This is a genomic window from Polaribacter glomeratus (assembly GCF_002954665.1).
Taxonomy (GTDB): domain Bacteria; phylum Bacteroidota; class Bacteroidia; order Flavobacteriales; family Flavobacteriaceae; genus Polaribacter; species Polaribacter glomeratus.
Genome location: NZ_MSCM01000002.1, coordinates 1,008,630 through 1,026,447 on the forward strand (window position 1 = coordinate 1,008,630; position 17,818 = coordinate 1,026,447).

Here is a 17,818-nt window from a genome sequence, read left to right on the forward strand (position 1 = left end):
TTCAAAATAAGAATATGATTATAGAACAAATTTACACTGGCTGTTTAGCGCAGGGTGCATATTATATAGAAAGTAATGGGGAAGTTGCAATTATAGATCCATTAAGAGAAGTGCAAGATTATATAAATAAAGCAAGTAAAAACAAAGCAAAAATAAAGTATATTTTTGAAACGCATTTTCATGCGGACTTTGTTAGCGGACACGTTACGTTAGCTGAAAAAACAGGTGCTAAAATTGTGTTTGGGCCAACAGCAAAAACCAGTTTTGATGCAATTATTGCAAAAGATAATCAAGTTTTTAAGGTAGGTGATATCACAATTACAGTTTTACACACTCCTGGCCATACTATGGAAAGTTCATGTTATTTATTAAAAGATAAAAATGGAAATGATTATGCGCTTTTTAGTGGAGACACACTTTTTTTAGGCGATGTTGGTAGACCCGATTTAGCACAAAAAGGAAACGTTACAGAAAAAGACTTAGCAGGTTTTCTTTTTGATAGTTTACGAACTAAAGTAATGACTTTGGCAGATGAAGTTATTGTATATCCGGCTCATGGAGCAGGTTCTGCCTGTGGTAAAAATTTAAGCAAAGAAACTGTTGGCACAATTGGTCATCAAAAAGAAACCAATTATGCACTAAGAGCAAACATGACTAAAGTGGAGTTTATCAAGGAAGTTACTGATGGTTTATTGCCTCCTCCTGCATACTTTCCTTTAAATGTGAAGTTAAATAGAGAAGGATATCAAAATATAGAAGATGTAATTAAAAATAGTGCAAAACCTTTATCAGTTAAAGATTTTGAGCTGATTGCTAATGATACAGATGCTGTAATTTTAGATGTTCGTCATCAATCAGAATTTATAAAAGGTTTTATTCCGCAATCTATTTTTATAGGTATTGATGGTGGTTTTGCACCTTGGGTTGGCGCTTTAATTAAAGATATAAAACAGCCAATTTTATTGGTAACACCACAAGGAAAAGAAGAAGATACAATTACCCGTTTATCTAGAGTTGGTTTTGACAATGTTATTGGTTATTTAGATGGCAGTTTTGCTTCTTGGCAAAAAGCCGATAAAGAAATTGATACATTACAATCTGTTTCTGTGGATGTTTTAGAAGAAAAAATTAACAAAAATGCATTGGTTTTTGATGTTAGAAAACCGGGCGAATTTGAAAGTGAGCATGTTAAAATAGCAGAAAGCACACCTTTAGACTTTTTAAACGATCATATTTCTGAGTTCCCTAAAAAAGAAGATTTTTATGTGCATTGTGCTGGTGGATATCGCTCTGTTATAGCCGCATCTATTTTAAAAGCACGAGGTTTTCACAACATAATTAATGTTGCGGGTGGCTATGCAGCTATTAAAAACACAACTATAGAAAGAACAGCGGCAGTTTGCCCATCAACTTTAAAATAAATAAAATGAAAACTATTTTTAGCCTTTTACTGATGTGTTTCTTTTTTATCAATTGTAATTCACAATCTGAGATAAAACCCATTTCAACATCAGAATTAAAAGTATTGTTAGAAAAAGAAGACATACAATTATTAGACGTTAGAACTCCAGAAGAAATTGAACAAGGGTTTATAAAAACGGCAAAATTTGCTAATTTTTTTGAAGATGATTTTTTTACAGATGCAGCAGCAAAATTAGATAAAAGTAAACCCGTTTATTTGTATTGTAGAAGCGGAAATAGAAGTAGCAAATCAGCAAAAATATTACAAGAAAAAGGATACAATGTCTATAATGTTTTAGGCGGATTTAATAAATGGCAACAAGAAAATTAAGAAAAATGATAACAACAGCTATTCAAATAGAAAATTTAAAATGCGGCGGATGTGCTGCAACGATTAAAAAAGGATTAACAAGTATAGAATATATAGAAAGCGTTAATGTTGATGTTGAAAAATCGATTGTTTCTGTTATATCTCAAAAAGATGTTTTAGAAACAGTTAAAGAAAAATTATCTAAATTGGGATATCCAGAAGTTGGCGATAAAAATACGGTTTTACACAAAGCAAAATCGTTTGTGAGTTGCGCTGTTGGTAGAATAGAATCATAAGAAAAAGGAGCAATTTTGCGCCCCTTTTTTATGATTTTTTTAAAAAATTGGTAACTGTTGCCACTGCCATGTTACTGTTGTAAATGACGAGTATCGGCTTTAAGTTTTGTTATTTTATGTAAAACGTTTAGCGTTTTACTCATTTCATAAAAAAAAATTAATCCAACCTGTTAATTATTAGAAGACGCAACAAATTTTTATTTTGTTTTCTTTTTAAAAAGTCTATTCCAGAAACCTTTAATTCCTTTTTGTTTATAGGGCGGGCATTGTATAGACGAATAGATTTCTTTTGGGATATCAAAAGAAGTAAGATATTTGTTTTTCAATTGCGTATCTTTTTCTATTTCTTTAAGAATATTTGCTATAATAGGCAAAGCCAATGAAGAGCCAGAACCTTTTCCGCTGTTGAAGTGTATCGAGTTTTCTGAAGTTCCAACCCAAGTTCCAAAAACAATATTGGGCGTGTAAGCAATAAACCAGGCATCTGTATAACTTTGTGCGGTTCCCGTTTTACTTGCTAGTTGACTTTTAATGTCATATTTATTTCTAATATTTGAACCGGTTCCTTGCTCAACAGCTTGTTGTAATATGGCAGTTAGCGTCTGGCAACTTTCCGTTTTAAATATTCTTTCGGCTTTTTCCTCTTTACTTTCATAGATGATATTACCCGCTTTATCAGTAATCTTACTTATCATATATAAATCGTTCATTTCACCTTTATTAGCAAAAGTTCCGTAGGCTCTTATTATTTCAAAAAGAGACAGATCAAGAGTACCTAAAGCAATTGAGGGAGCATTACCAGTAATTTCTGGGAATTTTAATTTTTTACATGAATTGATCAATAATTCTCTTTCTAGCTTAAAATAAAGATCAATTGTTGGAAGATTCATAGAATGAATTAATGCATACCATAGGGCAACTTTACTGTCAGGAGTTGAACTATAGTCTGCATTTTGTGGTTTCCAGTTTTCAAATTCTGGATAAGTTTTTTCTTCGTTTTCAAGATAGTCGCATGGAGAAAATCCGTTTTCTATCGCTGTAGCATACAGAACCGGTTTAAAAGCCGAAGCTATTTGACGATGAGATAATACCATATCAAAGGGAAGCATCCTAAAATTGTTTCCGCCAACCCAACTAATGACGGCTCCGTTTTTTGGATTCGTAATGAGAACCGAAGCGTTAAGCATTTTTGCATAGTGCCAAAGAATGTCAAACTTAGTACCACTTATAATTTTAGTGCTGTCCCAATCGAACAACTCCGCATTTCTGTTTTGTTTGTCTTTTTCTAACGATAGCGATTTACCTTCTTGTTTTTTAAACCATTTGGCTTTTATACTATTTGACCTTAGCTCTATCTCTAATTGCTTTTGCTTACTAATAAGTTGCTCTTTTGCAGCTTTCTCTGCAATTTTTTGAATGCTATAATTTAAGGTTGTATGTATCTCTAAACCTTCAGTTTCTAAATTATAATTTTTATTTCTGGTCTCATTAACGCTCTCTAATATTTCAGTGACTTTTTTCTTTACCTGATAAACAAAATAACCAGCTGTTGTTTTTAAGTTCACATTTTCATAGTTCAATGTAAGCGGTAATTTCTGTAAACTGTCTGTAGCTTGATAACTTAAATACTGTTCGTTATTCATTAACTGAAGAACAGTATTTCGACGATTTAAAGAATTTTTGGGTTTTAATCTTGGGTTGTAATATGTATTGGCTTTCAACATACCAATCAATACGGCAGATTCTTCAACCTTTAATTCACTAACTGATTTGTTAAAAAAACGATTAGCGGCGGATTCTACTCCAAAGATATCTTCTCCAAAAGGTACCGAATTAAGATATAACAACAATATCTCATCCTTGGTATATATTTTCTCTATTCGCTTTGCTGTAATCAGTTCTTTTATCTTATTTACTGGCAGATTTAAAAAGCCCGAATATTGCCTACCGTATAGATTTTTAATCAATTGTTGAGTAATGGTACTTCCTCCACCTCCTTTTTGGTCTCTCATCAGAATGCTTTTAAATAAAACTCTTAAATAGCTTCTGCTGTCATAGCCTAAATGTGAATAAAACCGCTTGTCTTCTGTAGCAATTAATGCTTTTTTTAGGTGATTAGGAATTTGTTCTAGTTTAATATTCGTCCTATTTTCTGCAAAGATTTTACCGATAATTATGGTATCTGAAGAATAAACCAAAGAAGCTTCTTCGTTTATGATAGATGACAATTTTTTGTTGTCTGGCAAACGCCCGAATACATCTAAATAGACTAATGAGAATAACAGGAATAGTAAGAAAAACACTAAAAATATAAAGCTCGTTAAATATTTTAACAAACGGACTAAGGTTTTATTCTTCCTAAATATTTTCATAGTATTCCAATACTTAATAGTTTTTTTGCATTTTTAAAATTTTGACTTCTATCTTTCATCTTAGCTTAAAATGATATGCTGATTTCTAATTCATGCATATAATAGAGTAACGAAGTTAACTTTTTTTGAAGAGAGTATCAGCAGGAAAACATCCTTTATAGAAAGGTAAATCCCAAGTTTTACACTTGGGATTTAAATTAAGTACATTTTTATATTCTATTGATTCTTTGTTAGACAAATTTTTATCCTAAATAAGATTTTAAAAGATGTGTTCTCGACTTAGATTTTAAATTTCTAATTGCTTTTTCTTTTACTTGACGAACTCTTTCTCTTGATAAATCAAATATCTCTCCAATTTCTGATAAACTGTGAGCAGATGGCAGGTTGATGCCATAAAACATTTTTATTACGTTGGCTTCTTTACTAGAAAGCGTATCTAAAGCTCTATCGATTTCTATGGTTAGAGATTGTTTCATTAAGTTTTTGTCAGGTCTTGGAGATTCATCAGACTGCAATACGTTGTATAAATTAGAGTCTTCGCCTTCTCTAAAAGGCGCATCCATAGAAACATGTCTGCCAGAATTTTTTAAAGCCATTGCTACTTCTGTTTCAGTCATGTCTAACTGTTTTGCAATTTCCTTGTTAGTAGGCATACGCTGTTCATTTTGCTCTAGTTTAGCATATATTTTTCGTATTTTATTAATACTTCCAATTTTATTTAATGGTAAACGTACAATTCTAGATTGCTCTGCTAAAGCTTGCATAATCGCCTGGCGTATCCACCAAACGGCATACGAAATAAATTTAAAACCTCGAGTTTCATCAAAACGTTTTGCAGCTTTTACCAAACCTAAATTACCTTCATTTATTAAATCGGATAGTTTTAAACCTTGGCCTTGGTATTGCTTAGCTACAGAAACAACAAATCTTAAATTTGCTTTAACAAGTTTGTTTAACGCTCTATCATCACCTTTTTTTATTTTCAAAGCTAATTCTACTTCCTCATCGGCAGTAATAAGCCCAATTTTACTAATTTCTTGAAAATATTTCTCTAAAGATTTTGAATCACGGTTGGTTACTTGTTTAACAATTTTAAGTTGTCTCATATATTATTTTGATTATTTTTATAAGTTAATTTTAAATAAATAGGTTGCAGTCATCACTCTTTTTAATTTCTCCGTAATAAGTAACTCTTTGCGTATAAATTGTTTTAAACGGAATGCCTAAAAAATATTTTTTGATGTATGTAACTCTTGAGTTTAACATTCCCATTGCAGAAGAATAGTATTTTTGATATTGAATTTTTCTCTTAATGTGAAATATTTTCATAAGTAGGTTTTAAAAAGTGCAAGACACTCTTTAATTAAGAATTTAGTATTAAAATGTGTGTAATTTCTTAAAAAAAATGTGAGATAAAAAAACTAGAAAACAGTAGGGATAAGTTTACCAACATGACTTTGAATAATCAAAAAATCAAAATTATAAACTAGGATGTTTTTTTTATTGTAAGTACAATGGTTTTTCATGAATTTACAATATACGAAAAAACGAGCGATTTTCGGCAGAAAACCCTCGTTTTATTTGTTTTTTAACTCAATTTTAATCAAATATGATTAAAAAATAGTTTTTTCTTAAAATCTTAAAGTAACACCAACTAAAAAGTTTCTTGTTGCTTGCGGATAATATCCTGCACCATCTAACGTAGTTATAGCATTTGGATCAGACCAATCGTCATCATATGTATAATAATAACCTCTGTCTACATATTCTGCATTAAAAATATTATTTACCAAAGCAGAAAACACTACCGATTTAAAAACTGTAGTTGTTTTTAACTCATAAACTATATTTATATCTGATGTAAAATAGCTATCTAAAACATCGGTATCAGAAATGGCACTGCTAAAATTACTCATAAACTGCTGACCCACATATTTTGTTAAAAATGTAAATTGTAAATTTTCTGATGGCATATAGGTAAACATATTTCCAATAATTACATCAGGAGAAAAAGAAATATCTGTATCTCCTAAAGATTGTGGTGTCTTATTACCGTCTCTTAAAATGGAGAAATCTCTATTTTTATTTGTGCTAAAAGCGGCATTTGGTCTAATCGAAAATTGTTCACTTAAACGAATGTCTGCATCAATTTCTAAACCTAATCTATAGCTGCTTTCAGAATTTGCTCTAATTTGTTGCCCAACATCATCTAAAGCACCCGTTAAAACCAATTGATTTTTATAATCCATATAATAAATATTGGTGTTTATTTTGATGTTTTCATCTTTTAAACGCCAACCGAGTTCAAAATCATGTAAGGTTTCTGGAGTAGTAACGCCATTTTCGAAATCGTTTCTATTTGGTTCTCTATTTGCAACGGCAAAAGAGGTATAAAGATTATTGCTTTCATTGATTTTGTATGTAAATCCAAACTTAGGGTTAAAGAAATTAAAGTTTGCATCCACATTTATAGGAACAATATCATTTGTAATTCCTGCTGTTTGATAGCTAACAAATCGTCCTTGTATATCTGCATAACCAGATAATTTATCGGTAATACTAAAAGTTGCTTTTGCAAATGCAGAAAAATCTGTTTTTTTAGCATCAGAAAAATAATAACGATCTCTAATATTTACATTTGGCGCTAAATCTTCTCCCCAAATTACTTCTCCAAAATGATCTCCAGTATAATGAGAATAAGAAATTCCTGTTATAAAATTAACTTTATCAGTTTTATAATTCGTGTTAAAGTTAAAAACATAAAAATCGTTGTCTAACCAACGTCTTACAATTACATCTGTTTCGTCTTTAATTAAATTACCATAATCTGGAGCATCTCGTTCTTCTTTAAATTGTTCAAAATATCCTGAACCTTTTGTGTAGTTTAAAGCAACGTTTGTAGACCAACTTTCATTTAGCTTTTCATTCCAATGCAATTGATAATGATTTTGCTCGTAGTTGTCTGTCTCATTATCATAGGTATACGGATTCTGTCTTCTGTCTTCTTCTAATTGAGTTTTCGTTAATCCTTCCCAAGCTTGGTATGTTTTCTCTTTTCCTCCAAAAGTAATTGCTTTTATCAATGTGTTTTCATCTGTATAACTTCCTTGCAAATAGTACGATTTTAAATCAGCAAAAGCTCTATCTACATAGCCATCAGAATAAATATTAGACAAACGACCTGCAATTTCTATATGATCGTTAACCTTTCCTGTACTAAATTTAACCGTGTGTTTTCTTGTATTAAAAGAGCCAAAAGAATTAGAAATTTCTCCAAAAGATTCTTCAGAAACAGCATCTGTTAAAATATTTAAACTTGCGCCAAAAGCACCAGATCCGTTTGTAGATGTACCAACACCACGCTGCAATTGCAAGTTTTCTGTAGAAGAAGCAAAGTCGCCTAAATTAACCCAAAAAGTTCCATGACTTTCTGCATCGTTGTAAGGAATTCCGTTTACAGTTACATTAATTCGTTCGCTATTAGAACCACGCACGCTCATGTACGTGTAACCAACTCCTGCTCCAGCATCGCTTGATGAAACCACAGAAGGCATGTAGTTTAGTAAAATAGGAATGTCTTGCCCTAAATTACGTTTTGCAATTTCCTTTTTTGATAAGTTAGAAAACGTAACAGGTACATCTGCATTTACACGAACTGCAGAAACCAATACCTCTTCTAAAACTGTTGAATCTGGTAATAAAGTAAATTTGACTTCATCGTTTTTGATAAAAGAAACTTCTTTAGAAACCGTTTTGTAACCAATAAATGAAATTTGAATTGTGTACTTCCCTTTTGGAAGAATTAAACTGAACGCTCCATTAAAATCTGCGGATGTTCCTTTTTTAGCTTCTTTAACCAAAATAGTTGCTCCTGGTAAAGATTCATTGTTTTGATCTACTACTTTTCCTTTAAGTGTAAATGTCTGGGCGTTTACAAGTATACTTGTAAACAAGAATAAAAAAAAGATGTTTTTTTTCATTTTAAAAAAATTTAAAACGAATAAAAAGAGGTAATTATTCTTGTGATTAATATTGAATAATTAGTTTGTTGAAGCTGCCGCTTCTGCACTCGCTAAAAAAGATCTACCAGATTTTTTAGCAAGCTCGTTTCCTAAACAGCATTACCTGTTCTAGGTTCAATGGGTATGATCTCAGCCGTTTTTAATTCAAAGTTTAAAATTTTAAGTTTAAAGTTTTCACTGTAAACCGCAACTGCAAACTGAATACTAAAAAAAGCACCCCTTTATGAGAACGCTGCAAAATTAAGTTGGAAATTTTTAATAGGAAACAAAAAAGTGACTTTTTTATTTAATCGGGTTTCGGCTTTTTTCTCAAAGCTTTTTTTACAGAATTTCTTTGTTTGCTCTCCGATTTTCGTTTAAGAGATGCTTTACTTGGTTTTGTGGGTCTTCTTATTTTTGGGCGTCGTAAATTTGTTTTGATTAACGTTAAAAAACGTTTAATAGCAAGGTCTTTATTTCGATGTTGAGAACGTGTTTCTTCACAAAATACAATCAGTACATTTTCTTTTGTTAATTTTGATGAAAGCTTGGTTTTTAAAAGTTCTTTTTCTACTTCAGAAATAGCAAAGGAGTTTTCTAAATCGAAGGTTAATTCAATTTTAGAAGATGTTTTATTTACATGTTGCCCACCAGCACCAGAACTTCTGATGGCTTTAAAATTTAACTCTTTTAGGATGTTTTCTGTGTTCATTTTTTTTGCAAAGACGCTAGAGATGAGAAAAATAGCTATCTTTCTTCCTCTTAATTAATACTAATAAGAATTGTAAAATTACTTAAATTTTGATAAAAAATACGCAAGTTTAAATTATCAAAGAATCAGAGAATGAACTTAGATTTTCTTTATCCGCAATAATTTTATCAATCGCTTTTGTTGCATTTTTTAATCGAGTTTCTTTATCACCTTTTAATAAAAGATAATTGCAATTATGTTTTTTTAGAGCGTTTTCAAAAGCGGTAAACATTTCTAAACGCAAACCTGGTCTGTCTCGTAAATCATCTTCTTCCCAAGGTGTGTCTATGTAGGTTAATAAATACAAATCGTATTTATTTTGTTTCGCAGCTTTGTCTAAGTTTTCATCTACAAAACCTCCATAATATTCTTCTGAATAGACTTTTGTTTCTAGCAAATCGGTATCGCAAATTAAAACTTTATCAGCTTTTTTAGCCAATTTATTTTCTAATCGCATTTGCCCGATAGCAATTTCTATTAAATCTTCTGCTTCACAAGTTTTACGCTCATTATTCCATTTTTTTTGCAGGTAATCTCTTGCAAATTCTGGTGCCCAAACCGTGTTGTAATACCGTGCTAATTGTTTTGAGAGTGTCGTTTTCCCTGTAGATTCTGGACCAAATAAAACAACTTTTACGATGTTAACTGGGTTTTGTCTAAGCTTTTTTTCCATGCTAAATAACCAAATATTGCTATAAATGTAAATCCTAAATATTGAAAACTGGTAAAAGTAAATCCTTTATAAAAATATAAAGGTACAGAAATGATGTTTCCCGCAATCCAAAATAACCAATTTTCTATTTTACGTTTTGCCATTAACCACATGCCCACAAAGAAAATTGCGGTGGTAATAGTATCTGCATACGCAACCCAAGAAGTCCATTTTTCAAAATAATTATAAACGATAAATACAAATAGAAGGGTTGCAAAAAAGATATAAATGGATGTTTTTTTCTCTTTAGGAGTAATTCTCGAAATAGGAGTAACATGCGTTTCATCTACCTTACGAGTCCATATATACCAGCCATAAACGCTCATAATAAAATAGTATCCGTTAATCATCATATCGCCTAAAAGTTCCCATTTTAAGAGCAGATATACAAAAATAGAAGTGCTAATCATTCCTGTTGGAAACACCCAAATTTTATTGTTTTTAGAATACCAAACGGATAAGAAACCAAAAATTACGGCAATAATTTCTAAAGTAGTTTCGGTGGTTGAATAGGTTTTATATTGACCAAAAAAGAAATCAAAAATTTCTGTCATTTTATTTTATAGAGATTTATAAAAAGTCAAAAGTAAGAAGTTCATTTTAATTTCGATGTTTTTTTTCGTTACAATAGAAATAGAGAGCACTTAGAAAATCAAGTTAAAATATAATGGAGATTTCTCCTATCGTTTAAAACACAATTTTATAAAACCCCAACTTTGAATTTAGAATTTTAAATCTTGAACCTTTAATACCCAAAAACACATGTAAATCCTTCAAACTCTAAAAACTCGATTTTGTAAGAAGTTAATTCCCCGTCAAAACGGATTTCCCCGATAGTTTTTTGATCTTCAAAATTAAAATCATGCACATAAATGTGATGTAAAAAAAGCAGTTTTTTCTTTCCGTATATTTTATACAAGCTTTCTTTTGCGCCCCAAACAATGGTTAGTTTACTAATTAAAGCATCAACATTTGCAATGGTTTTGTATTCTTCAATTGGCGTGAATTTGTGCGCAATTTTTAAGATTTTCTCACGCTGTTTTTCTACATCGATTCCTACAGGAGTTTCATCAGAAAAAATAATGGCAGTAAAAGTAAAAGAATGAGTGATGGAAATATGCCTTCCGTTGGTTAAATGAGGTTTCCCAAATTCATCATAATTTATATCAGCATCCGTTAAATTAATTTCTTTTAGTAAATGTCTGATGCTTAAAAAACCTTTTTGATGCAAATCAGACTTCATAGAATCCAATCTGGTTTTACTATTTTTAGATAAAATAATTCCTTTTTGTAATTCGTCAATAGATTCTTCTATCTTCCAAATAAGGACTTTAGTTGTTTTGCCAATCGTTAATGTTTTGTAAAGAGCCATAATTTTTAAAATGGATGTTGTAACTTTGCAGTCGCAAAAAATAGAATTTAAATATACAAAATATGAGCACAAAAACCGCTACTTATATCCCTTTTAAAGTGAAAGATATTTCTTTGGCAGATTGGGGAAGAAAAGAAATGAATTTGGCCGAAGCAGAAATGCCAGGATTAATGGCTTTGAGAGAAGAATTTAAAGACAGCCAACCCTTAAAAGGCGCAAGAATTGCAGGATGTTTACACATGACGATTCAAACGGCTGTTTTAATAGAAACGTTACAAGCTTTAGGAGCAGAAGTTACTTGGAGTTCTTGTAATATTTTTTCTACACAAGATCAAGCTGCTGCTGCAATTGCTGCTGCAGGAACAGAAGTGTATGCTTGGAAAGACATGACCGAAGAAGAGTTTGATTGGTGTATAGAACAAACCTTATTTTTTGGTGAAGATAAAAAACCATTAAACTTAATCTTAGATGATGGTGGAGATTTAACAAACATGGTTTTAGATCGTTATCCAGAATTAGCTGCAGGAATCAATGGTTTATCAGAAGAAACTACAACAGGAGTTCATAGATTGTACGACAGAGTTAAAGCAGGAACTTTGCCAATGCCAGCAATAAACGTAAACGATTCTGTTACTAAATCTAAGTTTGATAATAAATATGGTTGTAGAGAATCTGCAGTAGATGCAATTCGTAGAGCAACAGATATTATGTTAGCAGGTAAACGTGTAACGGTTTGTGGTTACGGTGATGTTGGTAAAGGAACAGCAGCTTCATTTAAAGGTGCAGGTTCTATTGTAACGGTTACAGAAATCGATCCTATTTGTGCTTTACAGGCAGCAATGGATGGTTTTGAAGTAAAAAGATTAGAAACTGTTATTGCAAATTCTGATATTATTATTACCACTACAGGTAACAAAGATATTATTCAAGGGCACCATTTCGAAGCAATGAAAGACAAAGTTATCGTTGCAAACATTGGGCATTTCGATAATGAAATTGACATGGCTTGGTTAAACAAAAACCATGGTCATACAAAAGATACCATCAAACCTCAAGTTGATAAGTATGTAATCGACGGTAAAGATATTATTCTTTTAGCAGAAGGTCGTCTGGTAAACTTAGGTTGTGCAACAGGTCACCCAAGTTTTGTAATGTCTAATTCATTTACAAATCAAACGTTGGCGCAAATAGAATTGTGGACAAACAGAGATGCGTATGAAAACTTAGTGTACATGTTACCAAAACATTTAGATGAAAAAGTAGCATTTTTACACTTAGCAAAAATAGGAGTAGAGCTTACAGAATTGCGTTCAGACCAAGCAAAATATATTGGTGTAACTGTAGAAGGGCCATTTAAGCCAGAACATTACAGATACTAAATAGTTGTTGGTTTTTAGTTGTTGGTTACTAGTATAACCGCAATTTATAAACGTTAACTGTCATTCTAGAAAGAGCCTTTTTAGGCGATTTAGGAATTTTATAAAAACAAAACCTTTTCATTAATTTGAGAAGGTTTTTTTATGTTGAGTACTTTTTTACGGAAAAATTGTATCAAGAATTTGGGCGTTTTAACAGGCTATCCACTATATCTTTTTTGAAAAAACAAAAAAGGATGCCGTTTCTATCCTTAACGCAGCTTTTCGTTTTTACACGGCTTTATTTCCCTGATTAAAAGTAAGTTAAATAATTTTAGCTGTTTTAAAAAATTATTAAAAAAGTTTCTAAGACTTTTGCTACTTTAGCGCAAAAATTATTCAATCTAAAATGCACATAACCAAAAAAATAGGACTCCTTCTGGGTCCAATATTATTTTTTATCATTATAAATCTTCCATTTTTTTTGATATCAGAAAAAGGAGATGCCGTGATTGCTGTTGCACTTTGGATGGTAATTTGGTGGATTACAGAAACCGTAAATATTGCTGTTACTGCTTTGTTGCCATTAATTTTATTTCCGCTTTTAAAAGTCATGGAAATTGATGCTGTTGGCGCAAATTATGGAAGTCCGATTATATTCTTATTCTTCGGAGGTTTTGTATTGGCTTTGGCTTTAGAAAAAGTAAATCTGCATAAAAGAATCGCTTTAAATATTGTAAAATTTACAGGCACAACCCCCAATAAAGTAGTGTTGGGTTTTATGATTGCAACTGCTTTTATGAGCATGTGGATTAGTAATACGGCAGCTACAGTGGTAATGTTGCCAATAGCAATATCAGTAATAAAACTTTTAATTGATGATAAAGATGGCTTTACAAAAGCAGATAAAAATTTTGCGCTAAGTATTATGTTAGGTATCGCTTTTGGAGCAAATGCTGGCGGAATTGCTACTGTTATTGGTACACCACCAAACTCGGTTTTAATAGGTCTTTTAGAAAATCAATACAACATTCAAATTTCTTTTTTAACTTGGATGAGTTTTGGTTTACCGTTTTCAATACTTATGATTGTTGCGGTATATTTTGTGTTGGTAAAATTGATGTTTCCAAGTAAAGGGATTCTATTTTCATCATCCGCAAATTTAATTACGGATGAAGTGGAGAAACTTGGTAAAATATCTAAAGAAGAAAAAAGAGTTTTATTAATTTTTGCAATCACCGTTTTTTTATGGGTTACAAGAACAATTATCAACAGTATTTTTCCTGATTTAAAATTATCTGATACTATCATCAGTTTAATTGGTGCGGTTTCTTTATTTGCAATTCCTATGAATTTTAATAAAGGAAATTTTATCCTAAAATGGAAAGATACAGAAAAGTTAGCTTGGGGAATTTTATTGCTTTTTGGTGGTGGTTTAGCACTTGCAAATGCTATGGAATCTAGTGGTTTGGTTGCTCTAGTTACCGATACAATTGCTGCAGGGAATTTTAATGTTTTAGCAACAGTTTCGTTACTAATCGTTTTAATGTTATTTATGACAGAGTTAATGAGTAATGTTGCTTTGGTTGCTGTTATGGCGCCAGTTGTTGCAGGTATTGCTATTGGTTTAAATATTCCTATTTTAAATTTATTAATTCCGGTTACGATTGCAAGTAGTTGTGCATTTATGCTGCCAATGGCAACACCGCCAAATGCAATTGTTTTTGCAAGTGGTTATATAAAAGTGAATCAAATGGTAAAAGCAGGAATCGTTTTAAACCTAATAGCAGTGGTTTTATTAATTTTGTATTATCAATTTGTAATTCCGTTGTTTTTTTAACTATTTTCTAATTAAACTAAAGTTACCACTTCTATTTTTTACTTCATCACTTTGATTAATCAAAACCACCTGAAACCAATAGTCATTTTGGGGTAGGTTTTTTCCATTATAGGTTCCGTCCCAGCCAAGGTCGTTTATTGTAAAGGTTGCAACTTGCTTGCCATATCTATTAAATACGTTTATAATTCCGCTTTTGTAATAACTATTGTCAAGTCCTTTAATTTGCCAATACTCATTATCACCATCACCATTTGGGGTAAAAAAAGAAGGAAAACTAATTAAGGAAATTTCAAAAGGAATCGAGCCACAATTATTTAAATCATTTACTTCTAAAATATAAATTCCTCCTCCTAAATTTTCAAAATTGGGATCACTTTGATAATCATAAATAATAGTAGAATTGATATCTAGAAGTCTAAATTCATAATCGCCTAAACCTAAATTATCAGTTTTAACTTTAATAAAATTATTATCAGAATCATCTTGCACCAAAACATCATTTATAGTAATTGATGAAATAGAAGATTCTTTAATTACAATTTGTTGCTCTTCAGAATTACATCCAAACACAGAAGTAGCAATTACTTTGTAAACGCCTCCTTTTTTAATAGTTGTAGTTGCTGAATTTCCTACTACAAGTCCATTTATATCTCTCCAAGTGTACGTAAAATCTGCATTTGGGTTGTCAACTCTAACTTCTAAATTAGAATTATTGGTAATACAGATTATATCTTCTGGAATTAAATTTACAGTTGGTTTTTCTCGTACAATAAAATCGATTGTTGTTTCTTCAAAACAAACATCATAAACAGGATTTTCTAAACGAACCGTAATAGTTTGCGAAGCGGTGTAAAATGGATTGGGTAACGGACTTGGTAAAGCAACGTCATTTTCATCAAAATATTTTACAATTAAATTGGTTTGGTTTCCAAGAATTGTACTTTCAATTGTTGCCGTATTAAAACTTATAATTCCATCAAAATCGTCATCACATTCTTCTTGAGCAGTTATTGTATTTGCAATAGGAACTGAGTTTACCACAAAGTTTAGAATGGTTTCGTCATTACATTTTCCATCAAAATCTTTAGAAGTTGTATTTTCTACCTTTACAGTAACTTTTTGAGATTTTGTAACAAATGGATTTGGCAAAGGACTGGAAAGCTGCGTTCCGTTTTCATCAAAATAGCTAATAGTTACGTTGGTTTGATTACCAATAATATTATTTTGAAAAGTTGAGGTGTCAAAAGAAAAGAAACCATCTCTATCATTATCACATGCTGGATTTATAATAATAGGATTTGCAACAGGAACTTTTTCTACATGTAAAGAAATATGAGCACCTAAACCCAAGCAATCATTATCAAATTTACTATCAACTCTAATATAAATATTTTGCTGATTTGGATAGCCGATATTTTGATAGTTTGTAATATCTGTTATAAAATTTTCTTCGGATAAAGCATCAGCTTCATTTCTATAATACTTAATAATTAACTGCTGATTTATTGGGAATAAATTTTCAATTTCTGTTGTTACTGAACTAAAATTAAAAATTGCAATTCCGTCTGTAGAACTTGTTCCATTATCACATTCATAAAAACTATTTAATAAAGTTGTTGGGATTTGAGTTGTAGAAACAAGCAAGTTAACCTCACTTACACGATAACAACCATTATCATTTTCTACTCTTGCCCAAATTTTATCAACACTAACTATTTCATTTTTATAAGTTGTAACATTGGTTATGGAAACTCCATTATTTTCTGCATCAATTTTTTCTTCAAAAAAAGTAATTGTATAAGCATCAGAATTTGTAATAATTTCTTCTTTTACTTCATTCAAATTAAAGAAACTAAAACCATTAATATCAGCATTGTCACATTGTTTTAGAGATACTGAAGTGTTGATATTTGGTGCATCAAAAATTTCTATTTTTTTAGGAATTGTATAGCTTGTATTATCAGTATGAACAACCGTTGCAGTAACATTGTAAACGCCTGCGGATGAAAATTGATGATTCACATCCACAGCAATTGATGAGTTATTTGCACCAGAACTTGGGTCATCAAAATTCCAAATCACAGATTTTATTTCTGATAGATTTGTTAAACTAAAATTGTTTGAAAAATTTAAGCAAGTATTATCATTGGTAATTGTAAAAGGAAAAATTGTTTTTGCTTGGCCATTTACTGTGATATAAAAGTTAGCATTAGGTCTTGCCAACCTCATTTCTTTTGTAGTTTGGTATGTTGATGATTCACAACCTTCAGATTTAAACCATGAAGAGTCGTTATCACTTTCAGTGCCAGCAATAAAGGCATTTGCATCTCCATAACTTATTCCTTTATGTACCTCAACTAAAATAGTTTTAACATCTAAAGGAACGGTTACAGGATTATCAAACGGAATTGTAATAATTCTAGAACTTGTAGAACTCCAAGAAAAAGGAGATAATTCAACTATTTGACTACTACCAATTAAATCGGTTTTTGAAAAGGAATTTGGAAAATTTTCATCTACTTTATAAATATTAAATTGAAGTGTTGCCAACCATCCTGCACCTGTAATACCAACATTACCTGTATTTATAATTAATTCCTTATTTTCACCTATATCAAATTCTGATAAATTGAATTTTCTAGCCCAATATAAATAACTAGAAGTACAAGAAAACATTTCTGTTTTAATAACATTATCTCCAATATTATGAGATAAAATAACATTAGAGTTTGTGTTAATGATACTTCTTTTTTCTCCAGTAACATTTATAAAAAAATTAGCATTTGAAACTGGTACATTTAGGTTTTCTGTAGATTTATATGGATAAACATCTGTGCAACCTTTAAACCAAGAAGTATCATTATCTTGACTTGTACCAGCTATAAGAACCTTTTTTACTCCAATTGTACTGATATTCATTTGAGTAACTTCTATTAAAATTTTTTTTATCCCAGAAGTAACTACAATTGGAGTAGTAAAATTAATAGTTAAAATTTTTGGTGTGTCTCCAATTAAAGGTGTTTCTAAATAGTTGCCATAACTCATTATTTTAGGCTCTGAATCTGGGAAGTTATCATCGATACTATAAACATTTAAAATAAGTCTTGCGCCTTCTTGTGCATTGCTAATAGCAAATTGTCCTGACTTTAATATAAATTGTTCATTGGTTGAAATTCCAAATTCAGAAAGCGTAAAAGTTCTTGCCCAATATTCTTCATCTTCACAAGAAACCCAATCAGTTTTAATTGGTGTGTTACCAACATTATGCGTTAAAGTAATTTGTGCATTTAAATTTGATAAAAAAGCAAATATAAAAAGTAGGAATAAAAAATGTTTTTTCATAAAAAG

General features: G+C 30.9%; 14 protein-coding genes. 5 read left to right on the plus strand and 9 right to left on the minus strand.

Annotated elements, in window-relative coordinates:
* Positions 1–14 precede the first annotated feature (14 nt).
* From BTO16_RS14520 to BTO16_RS14530, 3 genes are read left to right on the plus strand one after another with little or no spacing between them, the layout of a single operon-like run.
* Entirely contained in the window at positions 15–1,421 is a 1,407-nt protein-coding gene (locus tag BTO16_RS14520; RefSeq protein WP_105022376.1) for an MBL fold metallo-hydrolase, read from the plus strand.
* A 5-nt stretch (positions 1,422–1,426) separates the two neighbouring features.
* Complete coding sequence (locus tag BTO16_RS14525; RefSeq protein WP_245892124.1) at positions 1,427–1,792, plus strand: rhodanese-like domain-containing protein; 366 nt, start codon at positions 1,427–1,429, stop codon at positions 1,790–1,792.
* Positions 1,774–2,067, plus strand: coding sequence for a heavy-metal-associated domain-containing protein (locus BTO16_RS14530; protein ID WP_245892125.1), 294 nt, complete (start codon positions 1,774–1,776; stop codon positions 2,065–2,067). Before BTO16_RS14525 ends, BTO16_RS14530 begins: the two co-directional genes overlap by 19 nt.
* A 197-nt stretch (positions 2,068–2,264) precedes the next feature.
* Here BTO16_RS14530 and BTO16_RS14535 read toward each other — a convergent pair whose 3' ends face one another.
* The 8 genes from BTO16_RS14535 to BTO16_RS14570 all read right to left on the minus strand — a co-directional run bounded on the left by BTO16_RS14535 (position 2,265) and on the right by BTO16_RS14570 (position 11,275).
* On the minus strand, positions 2,265–4,439 hold the full coding sequence (locus tag BTO16_RS14535) for a transglycosylase domain-containing protein (protein ID WP_105022378.1): 2,175 nt from the start codon (positions 4,437–4,439) through the stop codon (positions 2,265–2,267).
* Positions 4,440–4,681: 242 nt separating this feature from the next.
* Positions 4,682–5,545 carry a sigma-70 family RNA polymerase sigma factor gene (locus BTO16_RS14540; protein WP_105022379.1) on the minus strand — a complete coding sequence of 288 codons (864 nt, stop codon included), beginning with the start codon at positions 5,543–5,545 and terminating at the stop codon, positions 4,682–4,684.
* A 31-nt stretch (positions 5,546–5,576) separates the two neighbouring features.
* The gene (locus BTO16_RS14545; RefSeq protein ID WP_105022380.1) at positions 5,577–5,768 is read right to left on the minus strand and encodes a hypothetical protein; all 192 of its coding nucleotides are present in this window, start codon (positions 5,766–5,768) and stop codon (positions 5,577–5,579) included.
* A gap of 302 nt (positions 5,769–6,070) precedes the next feature.
* On the minus strand, positions 6,071–8,419 hold the full coding sequence (locus tag BTO16_RS14550; protein WP_105022381.1) for a TonB-dependent receptor: 2,349 nt from the start codon (positions 8,417–8,419) through the stop codon (positions 6,071–6,073).
* Positions 8,420–8,747: 328 nt separating this feature from the next.
* Positions 8,748–9,152: an alternative ribosome rescue aminoacyl-tRNA hydrolase ArfB gene (gene arfB / locus BTO16_RS14555; protein ID WP_105022382.1), complete on the minus strand. Its 405-nt coding sequence runs from the start codon at positions 9,150–9,152 to the stop codon at positions 8,748–8,750.
* A gap of 109 nt (positions 9,153–9,261) precedes the next feature.
* The gene (locus tag BTO16_RS14560; RefSeq protein WP_105022383.1) at positions 9,262–9,864 is read right to left on the minus strand and encodes an AAA family ATPase; all 603 of its coding nucleotides are present in this window, start codon (positions 9,862–9,864) and stop codon (positions 9,262–9,264) included.
* A complete protein-coding gene (gene pnuC, locus BTO16_RS14565) occupies positions 9,825–10,457 on the minus strand; it encodes a nicotinamide riboside transporter PnuC (RefSeq protein WP_105022384.1) in 633 nt (210 codons plus the stop codon). Before pnuC ends, BTO16_RS14560 begins: the two co-directional genes overlap by 40 nt.
* A gap of 191 nt (positions 10,458–10,648) precedes the next feature.
* The gene (locus BTO16_RS14570) at positions 10,649–11,275 is read right to left on the minus strand and encodes a 4'-phosphopantetheinyl transferase family protein (RefSeq protein ID WP_105022385.1); all 627 of its coding nucleotides are present in this window, start codon (positions 11,273–11,275) and stop codon (positions 10,649–10,651) included.
* 62 nt (positions 11,276–11,337) lie between these two features.
* On the opposite strand from BTO16_RS14570, the gene ahcY reads away from it, so the two are divergent.
* Positions 11,338–12,654, plus strand: coding sequence for an adenosylhomocysteinase (gene ahcY, locus BTO16_RS14575; RefSeq protein WP_105022386.1), 1,317 nt, complete (start codon positions 11,338–11,340; stop codon positions 12,652–12,654).
* A gap of 385 nt (positions 12,655–13,039) precedes the next feature.
* Complete coding sequence (locus BTO16_RS14580; RefSeq protein ID WP_105022387.1) at positions 13,040–14,470, plus strand: SLC13 family permease; 1,431 nt, start codon at positions 13,040–13,042, stop codon at positions 14,468–14,470.
* On the opposite strand, the gene BTO16_RS14585 is transcribed toward BTO16_RS14580, so the two are convergent.
* Positions 14,471–17,812 carry a T9SS type B sorting domain-containing protein gene (locus BTO16_RS14585; protein ID WP_105022388.1) on the minus strand — a complete coding sequence of 1,114 codons (3,342 nt, stop codon included), beginning with the start codon at positions 17,810–17,812 and terminating at the stop codon, positions 14,471–14,473.
* Positions 17,813–17,818: the final 6 nt, after the last annotated feature.